The sequence below is a fragment of the Arcanobacterium sp. S3PF19 genome (assembly GCF_000758825.1).
Classification (GTDB): Bacteria; Actinomycetota; Actinomycetes; order Actinomycetales; family Actinomycetaceae; genus Arcanobacterium_A.
This window is the reverse complement of record NZ_JRMX01000013.1, coordinates 86,399-109,813: the sequence shown is the minus strand read 5'-3', so window position 1 is coordinate 109,813 and position 23,415 is coordinate 86,399. Positions and strand designations below refer to the sequence as shown.

At 58.6% G+C, this 23,415-nt stretch carries 17 protein-coding genes and 1 tRNA gene; 5 read left to right on the top strand and 13 right to left on the bottom strand.

Annotated elements, in window-relative coordinates; all coding sequences use genetic code 11:
- The first annotated feature begins 44 nt into the window (after window positions 1-44).
- The gene (locus tag HMPREF1631_RS03070) at window positions 45-2,480 is read left to right on the top strand and encodes an extracellular solute-binding protein (RefSeq protein ID WP_156956207.1); all 2,436 of its coding nucleotides are present in this window, start codon (window positions 45-47) and stop codon (window positions 2,478-2,480) included.
- A complete protein-coding gene (locus HMPREF1631_RS03065) occupies window positions 2,461-3,537 on the top strand; it encodes an ABC transporter ATP-binding protein (protein ID WP_052047008.1) in 1,077 nt (358 codons plus the stop codon). The genes HMPREF1631_RS03070 and HMPREF1631_RS03065 overlap by 20 nt, the downstream gene beginning before the upstream one ends.
- Here HMPREF1631_RS03065 and mfd read toward each other — a convergent pair.
- From mfd to HMPREF1631_RS03035, 6 genes are all read right to left on the bottom strand, one after another.
- The gene (mfd, locus tag HMPREF1631_RS03060; RefSeq protein WP_034232330.1) at window positions 3,524-7,033 is read right to left on the bottom strand and encodes a transcription-repair coupling factor; all 3,510 of its coding nucleotides are present in this window, start codon (window positions 7,031-7,033) and stop codon (window positions 3,524-3,526) included. The genes HMPREF1631_RS03065 and mfd overlap by 14 nt on opposite strands.
- A 41-nt stretch (window positions 7,034-7,074) precedes the next feature.
- Window positions 7,075-7,659 (bottom strand): aminoacyl-tRNA hydrolase, encoded by a 585-nt coding sequence (gene pth, locus HMPREF1631_RS03055; protein WP_034232314.1) that lies wholly within the window; start codon window positions 7,657-7,659, stop codon window positions 7,075-7,077.
- 141 nt (window positions 7,660-7,800) lie between these two features.
- Complete coding sequence (locus tag HMPREF1631_RS03050) at window positions 7,801-8,412, bottom strand: 50S ribosomal protein L25/general stress protein Ctc (protein WP_034232311.1); 612 nt, start codon at window positions 8,410-8,412, stop codon at window positions 7,801-7,803.
- A gap of 269 nt (window positions 8,413-8,681) precedes the next feature.
- Entirely contained in the window at window positions 8,682-9,662 is a 981-nt protein-coding gene (locus HMPREF1631_RS03045; protein WP_034232308.1) for a ribose-phosphate diphosphokinase, read from the bottom strand.
- Between the two features lie 56 nt (window positions 9,663-9,718).
- Window positions 9,719-10,777 (bottom strand): NTP transferase domain-containing protein, encoded by a 1,059-nt coding sequence (locus HMPREF1631_RS03040; protein ID WP_034232305.1) that lies wholly within the window; start codon window positions 10,775-10,777, stop codon window positions 9,719-9,721.
- 31 nt (window positions 10,778-10,808) lie between these two features.
- Window positions 10,809-10,879: transfer RNA gene (locus HMPREF1631_RS03035), tRNA-Gln, on the bottom strand.
- A gap of 191 nt (window positions 10,880-11,070) precedes the next feature.
- On the opposite strand from HMPREF1631_RS03035, the gene HMPREF1631_RS03030 reads away from it, so the two are divergent.
- Together HMPREF1631_RS03030 and HMPREF1631_RS06780 are read left to right on the top strand one after the other, a co-directional pair.
- Window positions 11,071-12,039, top strand: a complete 969-nt coding sequence (locus tag HMPREF1631_RS03030) for an ABC transporter ATP-binding protein (RefSeq protein WP_034232302.1) — start codon at window positions 11,071-11,073, stop codon at window positions 12,037-12,039.
- Window positions 12,040-12,042: 3 nt separating this feature from the next.
- The gene (locus HMPREF1631_RS06780; protein ID WP_052047007.1) at window positions 12,043-13,242 is read left to right on the top strand and encodes an ABC transporter permease; all 1,200 of its coding nucleotides are present in this window, start codon (window positions 12,043-12,045) and stop codon (window positions 13,240-13,242) included.
- A gap of 46 nt (window positions 13,243-13,288) precedes the next feature.
- On the opposite strand, the gene HMPREF1631_RS03020 is transcribed toward HMPREF1631_RS06780, so the two are convergent.
- From HMPREF1631_RS03020 to metG, 6 genes are all read right to left on the bottom strand, one after another.
- Complete coding sequence (locus HMPREF1631_RS03020) at window positions 13,289-15,145, bottom strand: ABC-F family ATP-binding cassette domain-containing protein (protein ID WP_034232299.1); 1,857 nt, start codon at window positions 15,143-15,145, stop codon at window positions 13,289-13,291.
- Window positions 15,145-16,077 (bottom strand): 4-(cytidine 5'-diphospho)-2-C-methyl-D-erythritol kinase, encoded by a 933-nt coding sequence (locus tag HMPREF1631_RS03015; protein WP_232215414.1) that lies wholly within the window; start codon window positions 16,075-16,077, stop codon window positions 15,145-15,147. The genes HMPREF1631_RS03020 and HMPREF1631_RS03015 overlap by 1 nt, the downstream gene beginning before the upstream one ends.
- A gap of 30 nt (window positions 16,078-16,107) precedes the next feature.
- Entirely contained in the window at window positions 16,108-17,070 is a 963-nt protein-coding gene (gene rsmA / locus HMPREF1631_RS03010) for a 16S rRNA (adenine(1518)-N(6)/adenine(1519)-N(6))-dimethyltransferase RsmA (protein WP_198017358.1), read from the bottom strand.
- 29 nt (window positions 17,071-17,099) lie between these two features.
- The gene (locus HMPREF1631_RS07220) at window positions 17,100-18,278 is read right to left on the bottom strand and encodes a G5 domain-containing protein (protein ID WP_156956206.1); all 1,179 of its coding nucleotides are present in this window, start codon (window positions 18,276-18,278) and stop codon (window positions 17,100-17,102) included.
- Between the two features lie 165 nt (window positions 18,279-18,443).
- A complete protein-coding gene (locus HMPREF1631_RS03000) occupies window positions 18,444-19,433 on the bottom strand; it encodes a TatD family hydrolase (RefSeq protein ID WP_034232293.1) in 990 nt (329 codons plus the stop codon).
- A gap of 22 nt (window positions 19,434-19,455) precedes the next feature.
- Window positions 19,456-21,267 carry a methionine--tRNA ligase gene (gene metG, locus HMPREF1631_RS02995; protein WP_034232290.1) on the bottom strand — a complete coding sequence of 604 codons (1,812 nt, stop codon included), beginning with the start codon at window positions 21,265-21,267 and terminating at the stop codon, window positions 19,456-19,458.
- A gap of 188 nt (window positions 21,268-21,455) precedes the next feature.
- Between metG and HMPREF1631_RS02985 the strand changes: the two genes are divergently transcribed.
- Complete coding sequence (locus HMPREF1631_RS02985) at window positions 21,456-22,568, top strand: isochorismatase family protein (protein ID WP_034232284.1); 1,113 nt, start codon at window positions 21,456-21,458, stop codon at window positions 22,566-22,568.
- Window positions 22,569-22,591: 23 nt separating this feature from the next.
- Here the strand turns inward: HMPREF1631_RS02985 and rsmI are convergent, their stop codons facing one another.
- Window positions 22,592-23,404, bottom strand: a complete 813-nt coding sequence (rsmI, locus tag HMPREF1631_RS02980; protein ID WP_034232282.1) for a 16S rRNA (cytidine(1402)-2'-O)-methyltransferase — start codon at window positions 23,402-23,404, stop codon at window positions 22,592-22,594.
- Between the last annotated feature and the right edge of the window lie 11 nt (window positions 23,405-23,415).

Below are 23,415 nucleotides of genomic sequence, written 5' to 3'. Positions count from 1 at the left end.
AAATACACGGCGCATGAGAGCAAAAATCCACTACACTGATAAACGTGGGATCTCTTTGGATGCGTTCGCTGATACCGAAAACGGCTCTGGCTCTGCTGCTGCTTTCCGTATTTGCGGCAGTGTTTCCGAAAACTTTGGATCAGACGCCCAAACTGTCCGTGCTGTGCTCAAACAATCTGCGCTCCTGCAAGGCCCTTGCGGAGCGCTACGAAAAACAGACGGGAATAAAAGCAAACATATTCCGTCTTCCCACATCCGCCGCACTGGCAAAACTGGAGCACGGCAGCCGGATCCCGGAATTTGACGTCTGGATCGGAGGTCCGGCGGAGGCATATGTGACCGCCGCAGACAAAGGGCTGCTCGTCCCCCACGGACTGACTTCGCACACGATTCCGAAAAAATTTCAGGACCCGTATTGGATCGGCACATACGGGGGAATACTCGCATTTTGCAGCAGCAGCGCAGTGCGTGCCCCGCAGAACTGGAATGACCTGACAGACAGACGCTACCGCCGCAAAATCATTCTTCCTTCCCCTCTTTCCAGCGGGACGGCCGGCACAATGGTCAGCGCGCTGGGAAACCGTTTCCCGGACGGGCAGTTCGTATCCTATTTTCGGCGGCTGCACAAAAACACCGCCAAATATATTTTTTCCGGCACGCATCTTGCCCAACTGATAGAAAACGGGCGGGCGGACGTAGCCGTCACATTCGCCCCCTACTGCCAATCCCGAAACGCAAAAACAAACCCCGGCGGGCCGACGCTGCGCACCACCTACCCCGCGGACGGGACGGCATACGAGATAGGTGCCGCCGCACTGCTCAAAGGCGGAAAAGAAAAAATGGGCAGAGATTTTCTCCGCTTCGTAATCTCCGACGGGGCACAGGATCTGGTTTCTTCCATCGAGCGGCAAAACCCCACCTCCGTTAAACTTCCGCAGAACCTCGCGTCCAAACTCGATTCGCTGCAGGTCCCCATACTCGTGCGGAAACCAAACATATCCGTGGAACGGCGCGAATACTTCGTAAAAAAATTCGCAGACGCCGTTTATGCCCCCGCCCCCGGCGCGGTACTCCTCCAAACCGCGGCAGTTTCCGTGCCCGCCGCACTGGCGGCCACGATACTGGGGGCAATTTTGGGCCTGGGCGCACGTTTTGCCAAATACCGCCGGACGGTCGGTATCCTGCTGTGCCTGCCCCTGAGCGTCCCCTCCGCCGCCTGGGCCACCGCCCTGTTTCATGTTTTCCCCGGTCTTACGCCATATTCCGATTCGCTTCTCAGGCTCACGCTCACCGTTTCTTCCGTCCCGATCGCGCTGTTGGTCCATTTGCTGTGTTTCTCGCAGGTAAGCGATACGCAAATCGTTGCCTTCGCCGGTCTCGGCCATTCCCCGAAGGAAACATTCCGCACTCTGTTTCTTCCCCGGTTTGCACCGGCGTTCCCGCTGAGCCTGTCTGCCTGCCTGATATGGGCCGCCGCCGACTCCTCGGCCAACAGCGCTTTCGGCTCCGCCGCCGCACGGATCGCGAATATCATCTTCAGTCCCCTTCCGGGCAGCCTGGGCGTAACCCGCACCGTGCTGCTGTGCGTTATTGCGGCAATCGGAATCTACGCCGTCGGAATAAACCGCGTTTTCCCCCATATCACCACCGAGATAGCGCTTTCGCCGCACAGATCGGGCACAGGGAGTTATTTTTCCGCTTTACGCCGCGCACTGTCCGTTTTCTGCGCAGCGTGGATCCTGTGCCTGTTTCTTCTGTATCTGATTGCGCTGGCGAATCTCGCATCCGATCTGCATACGGAAATCGCCCGGGAACTCATCCGCCGGCTGTTCCACTCCCTGACAGTGGCAGTGTCCGTGGCTCCGGTATCCGTTTTGCTGGGGTTTGCCCTGGCGGTAAAACGTCTGCGGCACAGAAAAACAGTCAATGCCCTTTTTGTTGCCGTGCTCCTGATCGGCTTCACTTTCGGCGGGCCGATATTTTCCAATCTGTACTATTACAGGCACGAATCCGCTTTCATCCCGACATTTCTCAGATACCTCGGAGCAGATTGGGCGGTGCGCGGAATTCTGGGAGTATGTTTCGCATATTTGCTGCTCACACTGCCGCTCAGCTATTTCGGGTGCCTGTTTTTCCGACGTGGGGTGCGCACCTATACCGCCGTGACGGAAAATCTCGGGGCGCCGCGGCTGCGCGTATTCTTTTTGGCGGTGCACGAAATGCGTGCGCCGCTGCTCGCCGTGTCCAGCATGATCGGAGCAATCATTGTCACGCAGACCGCGCCCGGAATTTCGCTCCAGCCCGCCCAGTGGCAGCTCATTGCCCCCACCGTTGTGTCTTTCGCCGATTCGGGAATGGATTGTGCCGTTCTTTTTGCCGGATGCCTGTCAGCCGGCTGCGCACAGTTTATTCTCGGAATCGGAATTATGGCCGTCAACAGCGTATTTTTAAGGAAACTTCATGGGTATCGAACTGAGTGATTTTTCCGCCGCAAACGGAAAATTTGTTTTGAAACATCTGAATCTTGCCGTCCGGGCGGGCGAGATTCTCTGCCTTCTCGGCCCCTCGGGGAGCGGAAAAAGCACACTGCTGCAGGCTGTTGCCGGTATTTTGCCTCCGCTGCACGGAACGGTAAAAATCGGAGAAAAAGACGTGACGAAAATTCCGCTGCACAGACGCGGAACCCGCCTCGTTTTTCAAAATCCTACCCTCTTTGACCGCAGCGTACGGGAAAATATCGAATTTGGAATCGACGACCCCGCGGTTCCCCTTCCCCGGCGGCGGTATCTGACGGATCTGGCACTTTCCGGACTGCGAATCACCGATCTTGCGCAGCGAAACGCGAACACGCTCTCCGGCGGGCAGAAACAGCGTGTGGCCCTTGCCCGGGCTCTGGTGAGCAATCCGCAGGCTCTGCTGCTCGACGAGCCGCTGGCGCATCTGGAACAGAACGTCCGCACCCAAATCCATATCGATTTGGTCACGCAGATCAGGAGGTTCAAAATTCCGACCGTCTACGTTACGCACGATATCGACGACGCGCTGTCCGTCTCCGACCGGGTGGCGGTTTTGGGCAACCGTACCATTTTGCAGGAAGGCGCCCCCGAATCCGTTTATTACCGCCCGAACTGCAAAGAAGTGGCCCGGCTGCTGGGAATTTCCAATATCCTTTCCTGCACGGTAATCGACGTGCGCCGCACGGAGGGCGCCGGGCACGCGGCGGATTTTCTCCCGGCTCCCGATTTTCTGGGCGTGGCACATATCGGGGAACGGCGCTTCACTTTCCCCTGCGCACAGGAATTTCGCGGACCGGGTCTGGCGTGTATCGCACCTGCCCGCGTTCTGCTCGGCCGGACTGCGGAAAAGCAGGTTGTCGGGCAGACGGGAAACGTCATCTCCTCCGTATTTCACCGCTGGGGGCGCATTTACCACATCGAAACGGTATTCGGCACTCTCGTTTCATGCTCAAAACGCTCTTTTCACGTGGGGCAGTACGTCGATTTCTCCTTTTCCGACGGATGGATTATTCCGCAATAAAAACCGCATAAATAAGTTTTTCCGTGAAATCAAGCAGTTCTTCGTTTATCGGCGTGCCGCACGCCGAAGCGCTCAGCGCATTTCCCGCCTCCCTCAGCGGCACGGCAAGGGCGCGGATCGCCGGTTTCGGCAGAGATTTCGGGTAAAGACGTTTCAGCCTCACCAGGCGAAAATCGCTCAGCTGCACGGGAGAAAGCCGCAAAGTGTTTCCAAACACCGCGATTTCCCCGATTCCCGCAGCCCGGGCCGTCTCCCGCAGTTTTGAGATCCGCAGCAGACGCTCTACCTCCCGGGGCAGAGGGCCGTAACGGTCGGTCAGCTCGGCGGCGATGTCCGCGCGCGCGCAATCGTTTTGCGCGGCGGAAATTTTTGTGTAAATTTCCAGGCGCAGCCGCTCCGAAGCCACCCAGGACGCCGGAACAAAAGCATCCACGGGCAGCTCGATGCGTACATCGCCGCTTTCCGTCTCCGTCTGCGGAGTCTGACCGGTCAGTTTTGCCACGGCTTCGGAAACCATCCGGATATAAAGATCAAAACCGACGCCGGCTATATGCCCGGACTGCTCTCCGCCCAGAAGATTGCCCGCGCCGCGAATTTCCAGATCCTTCAGCGCCACCTGTATTCCCGCACCGAGTTCGGTGTGTGCGGCGATTGTGCGCAGACGCTCGATCGCTGTTTCCGTCATTACTTTTCCCGGCGGATACAGAAAATAGGCATATGCGCGTTCGCGTCCGCGCCCCACGCGTCCGCGAAGCTGATGGAGCTGCGACAGACCCAATTTCCGGGCATCTTCCACAATCAGCGTATTCGCATTTGAAATATCCAGTCCCGTTTCCACAATCGTGGTACATACCAGAACGTCTATTTCTTTCTCCCAAAACTGCCCGATCACGGTTTCAAGCTGCTGTTCGCTCATTTTTCCGTGGGCGATGCCAATCCGCGCCCCGGGAATCATCCGGGAAAGGTTTTCGGCCGCACGGGCAATTGTTTCCGTGCGGTTATGAATATAAAATACCTGTCCGTCGCGCAGCAGCTCGCGTTTCACCGCCGCGGCAATCTGTTTCCCGTCCTGCACGCCCACGTATGTCAAAACCGGATGCCGTTCTTCCGGCGGTGTGGCCAGCGTAGACATCTGCCGGATTCCCGTGACCGCCATTTCCAGGGTGCGCGGGATCGGCGTGGCACTCATTGCCAGCACATCCACCGCAGGATACATCTGCTTCAGTGTTTCCTTGTGCTCCACACCGAAACGCTGCTCTTCGTCTATGATTACCAGGCCCAAATCCTTAAACCGCACTTCACCCGTAATCAGTTTATGGGTTCCGATCACAACATCGATTTTGCCGCAGGCCGTTCCCTCTTTTACCGCCCGGGTTTCCTTCTGCGTCTGAAACCGCGAAAGACCTTCCACGGTAACGGGGAAACCGGCAAAACGCTCCCGGAACGTCTCCAGATGCTGCTGCACGAGCAGCGTGGTGGGAACCAGAACCGCAACCTGTTTCCCGTCCTGCACCGCTTTGAAAGCCGCGCGCACGGCAATTTCCGTTTTTCCGTACCCCACATCGCCCGAAATCAGCCTGTCCATGGGCTCGGGAGACTCCATATCCTTTTTTACCTCTTCAACCGTGGCAATCTGATCGGGCGTTTCGGTAAATTCAAACGCATCTTCCAACTCGCGCTGCCAGGGTGTGTCGGGGCCGAAAGCGTGGCCGCGCGTGGCTCTGCGCCGGGCATAAAGACGGATCAGCTCCTTTGCGATCTGTTTTACCGCCGCCCGGGCTTTTGACTTCGTTTTTGCCCAGTCCGAGCCGCCCATTTTATTTAAGGCGGGTTTGTCTCCTCCCACATATTTGGATACCAGATACAGCTGGTCCGTGGGAACCCACAGCTCGTCAGGCACGCCTTTTCTCCTGCCGGAGGCGTATTCAAGCACCACATACTCGCGCTGCGTACCGTTTACTCCCCCTACGCTGCGCTTCACAAGTTTCACAAATCTGCCGATGCCGTGGCGCTCGTGAACCACATAGTCGCCCGGTTTAAGCGACAGTGGATCCACCGTCTTTCCCCTTCTTGCGGGCATTGCCGTTTTTCCGCGCGATCCGGGGCCCCGGCGCACGCGGTGCAGGATATCCTGTGCCGAAAACACGGCAATTTTTTTGGATTCCGCCATAAACCCGCCGGGCAGCGAAGCGGTGACGATGCACACCACACCGGGTTTTATTCCCTCTTCCGGCGTACGCATAATCCGGGCGGGCACATCGGATTCTCCAAGCTGCTCCAAAAGTCTTTCCGCCGAACCCGCACTCTGCGCAAACAGCACGATTTTCCACAGCCCGCGGGTCAGCTCCCGCAGGAAAGCGAAAGCCTGCTCCGTGCGGCCGGCAAAATCCGGCGTTTCCCTCAGACCGGTATCTTCCGTATTTTCGCCCCGCAGTGCGCACATGGTCCACAGGCTGCGTCCCCGGGCCCCGATCAGTTCCCGCACCTGCGGCAAAGTAAGAAAAGAAGCCCGGGTGACTTCCAGCGGAACTTCCCCGCCGGCTGCCGCGTTTGACCAGGCGGCGGCGAGAAATTCCGCTGTGGTTTGGGAAAGGGATTCGGCGTGTGTTTCGATCCTTTCCGGGCAGACAAACACCACCCGCGCGCTTTGGGGAAATTCCTCCAGCACACACTCCATCTTCGGCACCAGAATGGGGAGCAGCGACTCCATTCCTTCCGCGGGAATCCCGTTCGCGATTTTGTCCAGCATTTCCGCCGCGCCGGGAAAATCGGCCAAACGGGAGGCGGCGCGGGCACGCACTTCGTCGGTAAGCAGAAGTTCGCGGCAGGCAGGAGCGCGAAGGACTTCACTTCTGTGCAGGCTGCGCTGGTCCGCAACCGAAAAAGCACGGATCTCCTCCACTTCGTCGCCAAAAAATTCAACCCGCAGCGGATGCGGCTCCGTCGGGGGGAAAATATCCACAATCCCGCCGCGGACGGCAAACTGCCCGCGCGCTCCGACCATGTCCGTGCGCGTATATGCCGCCGCCGTAAGCTGTTCGGTCAGTATTTCAATCTCGGTGTGCATCCCTGCCCTAAGTATTACCGGGCGCAGACGGCCCAGATTTTCCGCAATCGGCTGCAGCAGGGCACGCACGGGCATAACCACCGCTTTCAGCGGCGGATATTCCTCCGGGTGGGCAAGACGGTGCAGCACGGAAAGACGCCGGGCAACCGTATCCGCACGCGGAGAGAGACGCTCATGCGGAAGTGTTTCCCATGCGGGAAACACTTCCGCCGCGGACGGCGGAAGAAAATACTTCAGCCGGTCGGCGAACTCTTCGGCTTCGTGCCCCGAAGGCGTTACAATCAGCTGCAGATCCGTGTGGGAGCACAGCTGTGCGGCAAGGGGCACTGCTGCTCCCTCGGGCAGAGACAGATCGCGGTATCTGCCCGCTTCCGGATCCAAAATTTTATCTGCCGTGCCAAGCTCACCAAGGAGCGGGGATAAATCCATTCATTTCCTTAAACCGGGGCCGCACGCGGCCAACTGTAGAATCAGTGCGTATGAAGACGCATCTGCGCCTGTTCCAAACCGTTTTGCAAAACATCCTCCACCGCATGCGCGGCTCTGTCCACCAGCAGCGGCAGATCTGCGGCTTCTTCTTTCGTAAACCGCGACAGCACAAAATCCGCCGGATCCCGGCGCCCCGGCGGACGTCCGATTCCGAAGCGCAGACGAAGATAATTTTTTGTGCCCAGGGCCTGCGTAATTGAGCGCAGCCCGTTGTGGCCGCCCTCGCCGCCGCCGCGTTTCAGCTTCAGCACGCCGAAGGGAAGATCCAGATCGTCGTGAATCACAAGCAGAGTTTCCGGTGCGCAGTGAAAATAACGCAGCAGCGCGGCGACCGGGGTGCCGGAAGTGTTCATGTAGGAATTCGTTACGGCCAGGATCGCCTGCTCCGCGGCGTGCCCGCCGGCCGCGCCGCAGCGGACCGAGACTGCCCGCGTATTCGACTGCCTGTGGGACTGAAGAGCCGTGCCCGCGAGCGCGGTCAGTTCCCCGATTACCGTTTGCCCGATATTATGCCGGGTCTGCTCATATTTGGGACCCGGGTTGCCCAGGCCGACCACCGTAAACATATCTCCATCCCTTATCCGTGCCCGATCAAAAACGTCTGCCGCTCCCGATTAAACACATAAATCCGCAAAACGGAAAAGGGCGGCCCGCACCTGCGCACAGACCGCCCTTTTCCAAAAACCGAATTTAACGCTGCCGGTTTATTATTCCGCCGCGGGCTGTGCGGCTTCGGCTGCCGCGGGCTGCTCGGTTTCGGCAGTTTCGTCTTCAGGCACATCCACCTGCGGAACGGTAACCGCCACCACAACCGTATCGGGTTCCACGGCTGCTTCCACGTGCTGCGGGAGCTTCAGATCCGCCACGCGGACGGTGTGACCGTCTTCGGCGCCTTCCACGTTTACCGTCACGTGCTCGGGAATCTCCGTTGCCGGCGCAAATACCGGCAGGGTCATCAGCTCAAGCGAAGCCACCGCACCCGCCACGGGCTCGCCTTCCAGAACCACGCTGACTTCAACTTCAACCTTCTGATCGGCTTTCACACGCAGGAAATCAATGTGCTCGATCGCTCTGCTCAGCGGATTGCGCTGAATGTCTTTCACCAAAGCAAGCTGCTCTTTGCCGGCAACTTCGATTTTCACCAGTGCATTTGCGTTTCCGCGCACTTCCATGTAGATCTCATGGGCGTCAAAATGAATGTGGCGCGGTTCCCTGCCCAGGCCGTAAAGTACGGCGGGTGTGCGGTTTGCGCGGCGCAGCTGACGCGAGGCGCCCTTGCCAAAGGATTCGCGCATTTCGGCTTTTACGATGTCTGCCATCAGTTCTCCTTTTTCCTGTACGTTTACTGCCCCGAACGGAGGCCACGCCCGGAAAACCGAACACAGACACCGCGTCGATTACGGAACATACCGGCTGTCTTTCAAGCCGCTACCCGCAGACCGGCAGCCGACGGAAGTACGCGGCCGCTCTGCGCTGTTCCCTCGCCGAGGCAAAGATAATTCTATCCGCCGGCGGAGCCGTTCGCCTTCTTTTTTCGGATTTTGTGCCCAATTGCGCAAATATCCGGAGATTTCCGCGCCCGAAAATCTCAAAATGCGCCGTCGAACAGCGAGGTAACCGAACCGTCGTTAAACACTTCTTCTATCGCGTGCGCCAAAACCGGCGCGATGGGCAGCACCGTCAGCTGCGGGAAACGTTTCTCCGAGCCGATGGGAATCGTGTCGGTTACGATAATCTCGCAGGCGCCGGATTCGCTGAGACGTTTCACCGCCGGATCGGAGAGCACACCGTGCGTCGCCGCCACGATCACATTCTTCGCCCCGGCGTCCAAAACCACACGGATCGCACCCACGATAGTGCCGGCGGTATCAATCAGATCGTCCACGATTACCGCGGTACGCCCGGCAACGTCTCCGACCACACGGTTCGCAACTGCCATATTCGGACGGGAAATATCGCGCGTCTTGTGCACAAAGGCCAAAGGCAGACCGCCCAGACGTTTTCCCCACTGCTCGGCAACCTTGATTCTTCCCGCGTCGGGGGAAACAATCACCGCCGCAGCGGGATCGATCCGCGTGCGCACGTACTCCACCAGAGTCGGCATTGCCCACAGGTGATCCACCGGACCGTCGAAGAATCCCTGCGTCTGCGCGGCGTGCAGATCCACCGACATGATTCTGTCCGCACCGGCCGTTTTAAACAGATCGGCCATCAGCCGGGCGGAGATCGGTTCGCGCCCCTTATGCTTCTTGTCCTGACGGGCATACGGGTAGGAGGGCATAACCACCGTGATCCGCTTTGCCGAGGCACGCTTTGCCGCGTCCACCATAATCAGCGCTTCCATGATCCATTTATTCACGGGGTTGGTGATCGACTGCATGATAAAGACGTCCGTGCCGCGCACGGATTCGTCGAAGCGCACATAAATTTCCGAATTTGCAAAATCGTAAATCGTGGTCGGAAGCAGTTCGATTCCCAATTCTTTCGCCACCGCAACCGCAAGTTGGGGGTGCGCCCGCCCCGAGGCAAGAACCAGATGTTTCCTACCGTTGCTGTGAATACCCGTCATTGTGTGCCCTTCCCTGTGCTCTGTTTTTATGGACTGCAGTCAAAACCCGGTGTGTTTCATCCTTTTCGGACCGTAAATGCCGGCAGATGTTCGTGCGGCATAACTTCGGCATTTTCCACGAAACACTGCGGCACGGATGCGTACGCGCCTATTTTTGCGTTTATCAGCTGCGTATTCGGACCGACCGTGGCATAGGGGGCAATTTCGCTGCCGCCGCGAAGGACCGTGCCCGGTTCGATAACGGCATCCGCGCCCACGGTGACGTCCACATCAACATACGTGGAATCCGGATCGGTTACCGACACGCCGGAGCGCATCAGCCCCTGCAAAATACGCATATTTTTCACTTTACGCAGACGGGCAAGCTGCACAAGATCGTTTACTCCCTCCGCCTGCACGCTGTCGGTGAGCACATAGGAACCGATCGGTTTACCCGAATCCGCCGCCGCGGCGACCATATCGGTCAGATAAACTTCACCCTGGGCATTGTCCGTGCCCAGGGAGGAAAGTTCGCTGCGCAGAAAATCGGCGTCGAAAATATAGGTTGAGGTGTTTACCTCGGTTATCCGCCGCTGCTCTTCGGTGGCGTCTTTTTCTTCCACAACCCCGCAGATCGGCCCGTCAGCGATACCGGCGGAAGAACCCGGCCGGCGCAGAATCCGCCCGTATCCGAACGGATTATCCAAACGCACGGAAAGCACGGTGACGGCGTTTGGCCGCTCCGCCGCAGCGCAGTGTGCCTTCAGCAGCCGGCGAAGCGTGGCCGGGGTAAACATCGGGCTGTCTGCCGCAATAACAAGAACCGGGCCGGTCAGATCCTGCGGAAGCGAACGCAGACCGCACCACGCGGCCCGTCCCGTACCTTTTATTTCATCCTGATCCGCAATCAGAGCCTGCGGATTAATCGAACGCAGATGCCGGACAACGCGCTCGCGTTCGTGACGGACCACAAATACGGTGTGCCGTGGGTGCAGATCCGATATCGCATCGTTTACGTGCCCCACAAGCGTACGTCCGCACATTTCCAGCAGAACTTTCGGTGTGTGTGATCCTACACGGGTGCCTTTGCCCGCGGCCAGGACGATAACGGCAGAAAGAGTCAATGAATCAGTCACAAGCCCTCCGAAAACTCTTACCTGTAAACTGCTCCGCCACTAGGATTCGAACCTAGAATAACGGTTCCAAAGACCGCTGTGTTGCCATTACACCATGGCGGACCACTCGACTATTGTGCCGGGAAACACAAAGCCTTTTCCATTCTACCCGAAAAATGTGGCCTCCCAAACGTTATTTTTCACTGCCGGAGAGGCACTCCGCGCCGCCGGATTGCCGGTTTGTGTTTTTACGGGGGGGGGATCCGGTAGAATGGTGGGAAGCTGTCCGAAATTACCTGTGCGGAAGGAATGCCATGTCTTTAACCGTGGAAAATCTGTATAAATCGTTTGGCAGTGTGCAGGCACTGCGGGGAATGGATTTTACCGCCAACGCCGGGGAAATATTCGGATTTGTCGGATCGAACGGGGCAGGCAAAACAACGACCATGCGGATCATCCTCGGAGTTTTGAAAGCCGACTCGGGAAAAGTCAGCCTCGACGGCAGGGAACTGGATTTTTCCCTCCGCACCCGTTTCGGCTATATGCCCGAGGAACGCGGACTTTACCCGCGGATGAAAGTGCAGCCGCAGCTGGAGTATCTGGCCAAGCTGCAGGGACTGTCTTCGGCGGAGGCCCGGAAAGCTGTTCTGCACTGGACGGAACGGCTGGGAGTGGCCCACAGAAGAAACGACCGCGTGCAGAATCTGTCTCTGGGCAACCAGCAGCGTGTGCAGCTGTGCGCGGCCCTGGTCCACAATCCCGATTTTCTTGTTCTCGACGAACCGTTTTCGGGCCTGGATCCGCTCGCCGTAGACACAATGGGCTCGATACTGCGGGAAAAAGCCCGGGAGGGAACCACCGTTATTTTCTCGTCCCACCAGCTGGATCTTGTGGAACGGCTGTGCGACAGAATCGGCATCTGCTCCCTGGGAAAAACGGTGTCCGAGGGGGACATCGATTCCCTGCGCGAAACGCCGTTCCCGATTTACGACGTCACCACTTCCGCGGATGCGCACAGCGTGCGCGAAGCGCTTCTTACCCTTGGCCTTAAAGACGTAAAACCGCACGGCGGGCATACATTCCGCATCACTTTGCCGCAGGGATTTGACGATCAGACCCTGCTGCACGCAATGCTGGATCTTGCGCCCGTGCACGGTTTTTCACGTTACCGCCCGCACCTGAACGAACTGTTTTCAAATATCGTCTCCGTTCCCGGCACAGATACGAAGCCGGAGAAAAAACCGGCACGAAAAGGCCTCCTCGGATTTATCGGAAGGAAATAAGCAATGCTGAAGCACATTATTCTGCGTGAATTTCGGGCACTGGCCGGAAACCGGGGGCAAAAGATTTCAACTGCGGTAATCCTGATTCTGATCCTGGTTTTTGGCGTCGCGGGAAAGTATTTTCTCAGCGGCGGGAGCGGCGGGAGGCAAAACGGACCGCTGCCGGCCGCCACCCAAACCGTGGGTTTGGGCAGTGAATTTTCGGGCATGAAACCGCTTTTGGCGCAGCTGCCGTTTTTGCGGACAGAAGATATTCCCCCAAATGCGGATCCCGGCCGGTGGCTTGGCGCACAGACCGAAAAAGACCGTCCCGCACGGCTCGCGATTGCCGGCACAGCCGACGAACCGAAAATATACGAGTACGGAGAAGCGGACGAAAAAACCGTGGATCTCCTGAAAAAAGGGCTGATGAGCTACACAGCCACAAAAATTATCGGCCAGATGGCACCCGAACAGCAGCAGCGTATTGCACGGGCGGGCAATCCGCAGATAGTTGCGGTTGCGGATTCCGAAACCGCAAAAGACCTGAACCCGGTCAGTTTCACCGCAGCCATAATCGTGCTGATGCTTATGTTTTTTGCGATCATGACGGGTGTGGGAACCGTTTCCGCCGGTGTTGTGGAAGAAAAGTCCTCGCGCGTGGTTGAAATTCTGCTCTCTTCGGTTCGCCCGCGGACGCTTCTTTTGGGAAAAGTGCTCGGAATCGGATCGTTTGTGCTGCTCCAGGTAGTCCTTTACGTGGCGGCACTGTCCGTATCCGTTCATATCGCGGGCCTGCAGGCAAATATCGGCATTTCCCCCATTGCCTCCATGCTGATTTGGGTAGTGATCGGATTCTTCATCTTTGTTTCCCTCACCGGCGGTTTGGCCGCCACCGCTTCCCGGCAGGAAGATCTGGGATCGGTGACCATGATCGTCACTTTCGCCTTACTGATCCCCTTCTATATATCGATGTTCTTTATCCCCAATTTTCCGCACAGTCCGGTCACGGAGATTCTTTCCCTCATTCCCGGATTCTCTTCGTTTATGATGCCGATACGGCAGGTCTACGGCACGGTTGCGCTGTGGCAAAGCGCGGTGGCGATCGCGGCGGGAATAGCGGCAATCCCGCTTATCTCCGCAGTCGCCGGAAAGATCTACGAAAATTCGGTACTCCATACCGGGCAGCGGATTCCGATTCTCAAAGCCCTGAGGAAACGCTGACCGCAGGCAGACTCTCCGGATGCGGCGGACGCCGGGAATCCGGGAATTACCGGGAGGGGCTGTAACGCTCGAATTCTTCGCCGGCTTTCAGCCATTCTTCTTCCAGACGGGCAAGTACTTCGTCCAGCCCGGAGATTTCCTTCCCCAACCGGGCCAAATCCCCGTAATTCCCGTTCATCGCCTGTTCCGTCTGCCGCAGGGCAAGCCCGTCGCGCTTTTCCCTGGTTTTTTCCATCTGCTTTTCCACGCGGTTCATGGTTTTCTGCGCCGCACGCGCCCGCGCGGCACTGCTGTTCCCCTGCGCGGATTTTTCAAAATTCGGCGCGGCAGGGGCGCCGGCATCGGCGGCGCTTTCCTCCGCCGCCCGACTCAGCTCCAGATATTCTTCCACTCCCCCGGGCAGATCGCGCACCCTGTGCCCGATCACCGCAATTTGCCGGTCCGTCACTCTCTCCAGAAGATAGCGGTCGTGAGAAACAACAATAAGTGTGCCCGGCCAGGAATCCAGCAGATCCTCGATCGCCGCCAGCGTATCGGTATCCAGATCATTGGTCGGCTCATCAAGCAGCAGCACATTCGGTTCGCCCATCAGCAGCCGTAAAAACTGCAGCCTGCGGCGTTCCCCGCCCGACAGTTCCGCCACGCGCGTCAGGGCGCGTTCGCGCGTAAACCCCAGGCGCTCCGCCAGCCGGGAAGCGGTTACCTCACGTTTTCCCACAGTAACACGTGCGGCTATGTCGCTTATCGCCTCCGTAACACGGCGCCCGCCGGCCTCGTCCAACTCTTTTACATCCTGCGAAAGCACGGCACAGCGTACGGTTTTGCCCCGTTTCACTTTTCCTTTTCCGGGTTTTGCCGTTCCCGCCAGCAAGTCCAGAAGCGAGGATTTACCCGCGCCGTTCTTTCCCAAAATTCCGATCCGCTGCCCGGGCGCAAGGCGCAGCGTAACATCGCGCAAAACAGGTTCCGCTCCGTTTTTCCACGCAAAATCAACATTAATCAGATCGATGACGTCTTTTCCCAAACGCGCGGTTGCCATCTGCGTAAGCGCAACGGTGTCCCGGGGCGGAGGTTCGGCGGCAATCAGCGCATTCGCCGCCTCAATCCGAAAACGCGGTTTTGAGGTGCGCGCCGGCGCGCCGCGGCGCAGCCAGGCCAGTTCTTTGCGCAGTAAATTGTTTCGTTTCGCCTCCGCGGCCCGTGCCAGCCGCGCACGTTCGGCGCGCTGTAAAATATATGCCGCGTAACCGCCCTCATAGGTCTGCACCGATCCCGGCTGCGGATTTACGCCTCCCGGTCCGTCATTGCCCGGAATTACTTCCCACATCTGCGCGCACACGGCGTCCAAAAACCACCTGTCGTGCGTAACGGTCACAAGTGCGCCTTTTCCGCCCGAAAAACGTTCCCGCAAAAGACGCGCCAAACCCGCTATCCCCTCAATATCGAGATGGTTGGTCGGCTCGTCGAGAACAAGCACATCCGCCGGGGCACACAGTGCCGCAGCCAATGCCACTCTGCGCCGCTGACCGCCCGAAAGTTCGCAGACTTTGCGCCGCAGCGGCACATCCGGCAGCAGCACGGCATGGATATTTCGGACGGAGGCGTCCGAAGCCCACAGATATTTTGCTTTATCCCCGTGAATCGCATACTCGGCGGTTATATCGGGATCAAACGTGTCATGCTGGGAAAGATATGAAAAACGTGTTCCGTTTGCGCATGTCACCCTGCCGGTATCACTTGGAATGCGACGCAGAAGAAGCGCAAGCAGAGTTGATTTTCCGCCGCCGTTCGGACCCACCACTCCAACGCGCGACCCGTCTTCCAGCGAAAGGTTCACATCCCCCAAAATCGGACGCGATCCGAGCGTAACCGACACATTTTCAAGGCTGAGAATATGTGCCACTACCGACTCCGTTTTATGTGTGCGCCCGCCGCCGGACCCGCTGCCGAAAATACACGGAGACCGGGGAACCGCCTGCGCAGATCGGCAGTATGGGTGTGCAGCCGCTGCGCAGACACAAGAACGGCAACCGAAGCCCCGGATCCCGAAAGAATACTGCCGTAGCCCTCATCTCCGATCTTCCGGAAAATATCTGCCAGATCCGGACGGAGAGACAGAGCCGGGCGCAGCAGATCGTTTTTCATCTGCGCACCCACAGCCGCCAAATCCTCTCCCTGCACGGCACGGCGCAGCTCTTTCGTGTCGGCGGGCCGGTCCGCGCCGGTATTTTGTGCGCCCGGAAACTGCGCACGGCACTCAGGCCCGTATTGCTGCCGGTCAAATGCACGAAATACCTCGGGCGTGGACAGTCCCTCCGGATTGGCAAGAATAACCCACCCGTGCAGCGCCCCGGGGCGCAGCGCAGTCAGTTTTTCCCCTCTTCCCGTGCCGTGCGCAATCCCGCCCAGCAACGCAAAGGGAACATCCGATCCCAATTCCGCGCCAAGCGCGCGCAGTTCGGAGGCGGACAGACCCAGTTCCCACAGTTCATTCAGAGCTGTCAGCGCAGCCGCGGCATCGGCAGACCCACCGGCCATTCCGCCGGCGACCGGGATCCGCTTCGTCAGCTCGATTTTTGCCCCGCCGCGCACGCCGAACCTTTCCTGCAGCAGCTTTGCGGCTCTGATTACGATGTTTGAGGAGTCCGTGGGCAGATCCGCACCCAACCCCGTAACAGACAGGGACAGTCCGTCCGCCGCATATACCTGCACATCGTCAAAAATATCCACTGCCTCGAAAACGGTGTCCAAATCATGAAAACCGTCCGGCCGGCGTTGCCCGACCCGCAGGGCAAGGTTTATTTTGCCCGGGGCGCAGGCGGAAACATATTCCATCTTCATCCCATCTTTCGTCTCTGCCCAATTTTACCCCGCCGCGGATTGCGTTTCGAAGCGCGGATCCAAAGATACCCGGGCAATTTGCGCAAAATCCTCCACCGACAGTTTTTCTCCGCGCAGGGCAGGATCAATGCCTGCCTGACGCAAAATGAGTTCCGCCCGGCGGGCGTTTCCCGCCCAGGGGGAAAGAGCGGCGCGCAGAGTTTTGCGCCGCTGGGCAAAAGCCGCATCCACAATCGAAAACACACGCTCCCGGGGCACATCCGCACAGGGCGCGTGACAGGTGAAATGCACGAGCGCCGAATCCACATTCGGCACCGGCCAAAACACATTGCGGGAAATTTTCATTCCCCGGCGCACGTCGGCATACCATGCCGCTTTTACGGATGGGATTCCGTAGGTTTTCGATCCTCTGTGCGCCGCCAGCCGGTCTGCCACTTCCGCCTGCACCATCACGGTTCCTCCAACCAGGGAAGGCAGCCGGGAAAGAAACGTAAGCAGAATCGGCACGGCAACGTTGTAGGGCAGGTTGGCCACCAGGTATGCGGGGGAAAAAGAATGCGGCGCATGCAGTTTTCCCCAGCCGGGAGGCTCGGCCAGGTCCGCGGCGTTTTTGACCGTCATTGCGTCACAGTTTTTCACGGCAAAGTTTTCTTCCGCACCCGGCATATATTCTTTCACCGTCGCGCGAAGGCGTCCGGCCAGAACGGGATCTATTTCCACGGCGGAACAAAATGCTCCCGCTTCCAAAATAGCCAGCGTGAGCGAGCCCAGTCCGGGGCCCACTTCCGTTACCGCGCTGCCGGGGGAAATCCGTGCTTCGCGCACAATCCGTCTTACCGTGCCCGGATCGTGCACAAAATTCTGCCCCAGGGTTTTCGTCGGAGACACACCGAGTTCCGCGGCAATCGCGCGTATCTGCGTCGGTCCGAGCAGTGTGGGGGACGGCGGATTTTCCGTATCGGCAGCGGAAAATGTTTCGTCAGTCATAAACCCACTATAGCTATTTACGCCGAATTTTAATACCAGCCCGTGCTTTGCGAATGGGCCCAGGCAGCGGCGGGGGATCCGTAACGGCCCTTAATATAACCCAGTCCCCAGCGAATCTGTGTGGCCGGGTTTGTGCGCCAGTCGCTTCCGGCGGAAGCCATCTTACTTCCCGGAAGGGCCTGGGGAATTCCGTAGGCACCGGAGCTGCGGTTGGACGCAGTGTGGTTCCAATGCGACTCACGCTGCCAAAGCCGGTCGAGATACGCAAACTGATCCGCTCCCCAACCGTATGAGGCAAGCATCGAGCGGGCAATATCGCGTGCCGAACCGGCAGGCACGGGTGCGGAATCGGCCGCAGCCGCGACAGGAGCGGGCAGAGCGCCTGTCTCTTTCGTTCCCACTTTCACGATTTCGTCTGTCCGCGGCGTGGATACGGCTTCGGCCAGAATCTGCCGCGAGACTTCCCTGCCGTCACGCAAAACAATTTTTACCGTGCGTCTGCCTTCGCCTCTGACGCCTTTGGTAACTACTCTGCGCTCGCCCTTTGCCAGCGTGGGATCACTTTCTTCTTTTACCGTATAGTCCTCGGCGTAATCCTCGGTCTTCGTCTGCGCCGAAACACGGACCACTTTAATGGACGCGCCGTCCTTCACGCGCGAATCAAGGGCAAGGGAAACTTCGTCGTCCGCGTCCAGTCTGATTTTTGCCGCCGCCAGCGCGTCGGCCACGGTGAGCGTGGACATTCCTTCCAGGGAACGGGTCTTTCCGTCTGCGGTTACGGTGTAGCTGATCTTTTCCACAACCGGAGCGGAGACGTTCCTGCCGAAAGCGGAAGGGGAACCGGAGGACGGATTTTCGGCAGTGGCTGCCATTGCCGCCACGCTCAGGCCGGAAGTGGCCGCCACAATTGCCGCCACAAGCGTGCGCGAACGGCTGAACAGTTTCGGTGCGCGCGGCGGCGTGTGCAGCTCAATCTGGGAAACCAGCAGATTTTCGTTCATATATTCGGCATATACGTTGCGGTTTTCCGGCAGTACCACACGGGCCCGCACCGCAGACACGCTGCCGGGATTCGGCAGGGCAGCGGTTTTCTGCGCCCGGGCGGCACGCTGCGCCATACGCAGTGCGCGTCGCGACCCCGGTTTCGGCTGAGCGTCAAGATTCATCACAAACGGAGCTGAACCCGCCAAAGCACTGTGCTTACCCAAAATATCTCCTGTTGCCGGAACCGGCGGATACCGGTTTCCCTTTTTACCTTTGGCCCGGAAAGACGCAGGGCGCCGGCACCGAACCAAACGGTAACTTTCTGTAATCAATTGTAATCAAAATGTTATAAATGGCAAATAATCATGAGCCGGATTACATTTCCGCGCTCAGATTCCATACACCCGGGACACATTTTGGTTCAGCACGCCGCACCAGCGGTCGGTATCCATATTGCGCAGCCGGGCCTGAAAACGAACCGTGTACGCTACGGCCCATACGGCATTGGGATGCCCCCGGTAGGGCTCCGGCGTCAGATACGGGGCATCCGTCTCCGCAAGAATCAGGTGCGCGGGCAGCGCCTGCAGCGCCCGGCGCAGATCCGTGTTCGCCTTATAGGTCAGATTCCCGGAAAAAGAGGCATACCAGCCGTGTTCCGCGCAGATTTCGGCCAGCGTAACGTCGCCCGAAAAACAGTGAAAGACGGTCCGCCGGGGCGCGCCGTCCTTCAGCAGAATCTCAACCACATCGGAATGTGCGTCGCGGTCATGGATCTGCAGCGGCTTGTCCAGCTCTTTCGCCAGCGCCAGATGCGCGCGAAACGACTCCTTCTGCGCGGCAGCCCCCGCTTCGCCCGTGCGGAAATAGTCCAGACCGGTTTCCCCTACCGCCACCACATTCCTGTCCGCGCATAAACCGGCGGTAAGGGAAATTGCTTCTTCCAAAGAATAACGCCGGTGATGTTCCTGCAAAGCGTGCGTCATGCCGTCCGGCGAAATTTCGCTCACTCCCGCGTGCAGCGCTGCCTCATTGGGGTGCACGGCAAGAGCCGCCCAAAACTCCGGATACCTGCGGGCCAAATCGAGCGTAAAACCGTATGCAGGAATTTCGCATCCCGAAGTGACCGCCGCACGCACTCCGCAGCGGCGCATCATCGAACGCAGAGTGTCCACTGCCAGAGGAGGGCACAGCCCGGCAGAATCCGCCGCGGATTTGGAAGCGCCCTGCCCGCTTTCGCCGTCCCCGCCGGAAGCGGTATCCTCCCGCCGCACATCCTCCGCGGGCACGGGATCGGGAGAGATATGCGTATGGTTGTCCACCGTCGGAACCGCCAACGGAATATCCGGCTCGGGGAAAAAACGCTTTTTATGCCGGCTCATGCTCTGTTTTCCGAACCGTCTTTCATCCCCGGTCCGCTTCCAGACGCTCCAGCTCCCGGGCCGCCACGTCGTCATCCAGTTTTTGGAACACGGGCTTCGGTTTGGAAATCGGAGTTCCGGGCACAACGCAGCGGCGCTCCCACCGCCGCACATTCGTATAGTCGCCGGTGATGATCGGATAGGGATGGCCCGTATCCAAATCCGTTGTTTCCACCATCTGCGGCATGGGCGCAATATCGCCGCTGCCGCCCAAAATCAGATCGATTGTATTGGAAGAATGGGGCAGGAAAACACTCATCATCGTGTTCAGATCCGATACTGCCTGAATCAGCGTATTGAGCACCGTGCCCAGCCGGGAACGCATGGATTCATCTTTCATCTTAAAGGGTTCCGTGCGCGACACATACGCATTGGCTTCCCCCACCAGACGCATAATTTCGCCCAGCGCGGCCCGCTGCCTGTGATTTTCAATCAGTTTCCCCACCACGGAAAATCCGGCTGCCACCTCATCGAGCAGCTCCCGGTCAACATCTTCCCGTTCCTGCGCAGGCGGTATTTCACCGAAGTTCTTCGCAATCATCGCCGCAGTCCGGTTCACCAGATTGCCCCATCCGGCAACCAGCTCGGAATTGTTTCGGCGGACAAACTCTTCCCACGTGAAATCGGAATCCGAAGTCTCCGGACCCGCAATGGAAATGAAATACCGCAGAGCATCCGGCCGGTAGCGGGAAAGAACGTCGCGCACATAGATCACAACCGACTTTGAGGAAGAAAACTTTTTGCCTTCCATCGTCAGAAACTCCGAGGCCACCACCTGCGTGGGCAGATTCAGCTTTCCGAACCTGTGCGGCGTTCCCCCGTACGCACCCTCCCCGTTATATGCCAGCAGTTCGGCCGGCCAGATCTGGGAATGAAAAACGATATTGTCTTTGCCCATAAAGTAATAGGAAAGAGCCTGCGGATCGGTCCACCACATCTTCCAGTCCTCTGCGTCTCCCCGACCGGCAAGACTGCGGCGGCGTGCCCACTCCACGGATGCGGAAAGGTAGCCGATCACGGCGTCAAACCACACATAGAGCCGTTTATTGGGCCGGTCTTCCCAACCCGGAATCGGAATTCCCCAGGTAATGTCGCGGCTCATGGCCCGCGGACGCACATCCTCCAGAAGGTGCTTGGAAAAAGAAATTACATTCGGACGCCATTTGCCCGATTTCTCCACCTCGTCCAGCCACTGCCCGAGCCTGTCGGCGAGCGCGGGAAGATCCAGAAAATAATGCTGCGTAGTTTTAAATTCGGGCGTAAGGCCGGAAACTTTCGAAACGGGATTCAGCAGATCCTGGGGATCAAGCTGATTGCCGCAGCTGTCGCATTGGTCTCCGCGCGCGCCCTGCGCCCCGCACAGCGGGCAGGTGCCCTCGATGTAACGGTCGGGAAGGGTATTGCCCGTTTTCGGGTCAATCGCCACCGGGGTATCCTGCACTTTCAGATATCCGTTGTCGCGGCAGCCGACAAACAGCTCCTGCACCACACGCTGATGATTTTCGGTGGTTGTGCGGGTAAACAGATCATAGGACAGGCCAAGATTCACAAGATCTTCCACAATAATCCGATTGTTCCTGTCGGCCAGCTGCCCGGGCGTCACTCCCTCCCGGTCCGCCGCCACCATGATCGGCGTACCATGCTCGTCGGTACCCGAAACCATCAGCACGTCATGCCCCGCCATACGCATGTAACGGGAGAATACATCCGAGGGGACGCCGAATCCGGCAACGTGACCGATGTGACGCGGGCCGTTTGCATACGGCCAGGCAACTGCAGAAAGAATCTTAGACATACTACTAGGTTACGGCGTTTTGCCGCTTTGGGAGAAATTTTCCCCGGGATTGCGAAAAAAAATTTATGTTTTTGCCCGGACGGACTAGAATTGTCCCAGGCGGGCCGTCCTTTTCCGATTTCCGTTCCAAAATGGGAGAATCCGGTTTCGTCTGCGATTATTCCCATAAATATTTGGTTGGAGGAACAGTGGAAACCGAAAGACGCGCCCTGATTATTGTTGACGTACAGCCGACGTTCTGCGAAGGAGGCGCGCTCGGCGTGGCGGGCGGCAACGAAACGGCACACAAAATAGCCGATTTTGTCACAAAAAACGCCCACGAATACGAACTTATCGTGACCACACAGGACTGGCACATAGATCCGGGAGAGCATTTCTCCGACGAGCCGGACTTTATCGATTCCTGGCCTCCGCACGGCGTGGCGGGCACACCGGAAGCGGAGCTGCACGAAGAAATTGCCGCCCTGCAGACGGATGACGCAGTCAAAAAGGGAGAATACCGGGCGGCCTATTCCGGATTTGAAGGGCACAATGCGGAAGGCGAAACGCTGGAAGAAATTCTGCGCGCGCACGACATTCAGGAAGTGGATGTAGTGGGAATCGCCGAATCGCACTGCGTGAAAGAAACCGCGTTGGACGCCCTGCGCGCCGGATGGCATGTGCGCGTGTTCAGCGACCTGACCGTACCCGTATCGGAGGAGACGGGAATCGCGGCGCGGAGGGAAATGGACGAGGCAGGCGTGGAGCAGATCCCCTCCGCGGAAGCATTCGGTTTTTACGATCCGGGAGACGACGGCGCGCTGCCCGACGAAATTGCGCACGGCAGACAAAACGGCGGCGGAAGAATTGATCTGTGGGACGAAGACTGCGACTCCGGTTACGACCCCGATTACGACTCCGCGCAGGATTACGGCACGGGCCGTGCCGGGCGCGCAAATGCCCTGCACGACGACTGCGGCTGGGACGAAAACGACGCCGTCTGGGACGACGGAGACCGGGACGAAAACGACGCCGTCTGGGACGGCAGCGGCGAAACGCAATGGGAGTCTTTTCCCATGGCGGAAGATCCTCATCCCGCAGAAGAAGAATATGACAGCCCGGCACCGAAAACGCAAAGCGCGGCAGGAGCCGAAGACCGCGTGCCCGAAATACCCGGGTCCGAAGACGGCTTTGATCCGGCCGAATACGGAATCGATCTTTTGCCGGAAGAAGAAGAATACGATTTTTCCGCAGATGCCGACGAGTCCGATTTCGATTTTTCCGATATTGATTTCAAACCCGGGGGCGGTTTCCGGCACTGAAACGACACCGCAAAGATCGGGGGCTAAGCTTCCAGACACGCCCGGTAGAGCGCATTTTTCCGCACGTTCTCCCGTTTCGCAACATATTTCACCGCATCTTTGAGGCTCAGGCCCAACTCAACGAGTTCCGCAACCTGTGCCGCGGGAGCGGAGATACCCTCGGTTTCCCCGGCTCCCGCCACAACTACGGCTATTTCCCCCAGCGGACCACCGCGGGCCCATTCCCGCAGCTCTTCCAGCGTTCCCCGGACCACTTCTTCATGGATTTTCGTCAGTTCCCGGCAGACTGCGGCTTTCCGCCCCGGGCCGAAGGCGTCTGCCATTTTCCCCAAAACGCGCGCAATTCGGCGCGGAGATTCAAAAAACACCATTGTCCGCGGTTCTTTTTTCAGCGTCTCCAGCTCCGATTCCAGTTCACCGTCCCTGCGGGGCAAAAATCCCTCAAAAACAAATCTGTCGGTGGCCAGCCCGGAAATCACAAGCGCGGTCAGCACGGCGGAAGGGCCCGGCACCACCGTCAGGGGCACACCCTGCCCGGCAGCCAAATGCGCAATCCTGTATCCCGGATCGGAAACCGCCGGCATTCCGGCATCGCTCAGTACCACCACGGTTTTTCCCGACCGCGCCGCCTCCACCAGATCCCGGGCTTTTTCCTGTTCGTTATGATCGTGGTAGGCGGTTACCGGCGCATGAAGTTCCACCCCCAGCCTGGAAGCCAGATTCAGCAGACGCCTTGTATCCTCCGCCGCAATCAGATCGGCTTCGGCCAGTATCTGCCGTAGGCGCGGCGAAGCGTCCCCATCGTTTCCCAACGGTGTCCCTGCCAGATAAATCATGCCCGTTTCCT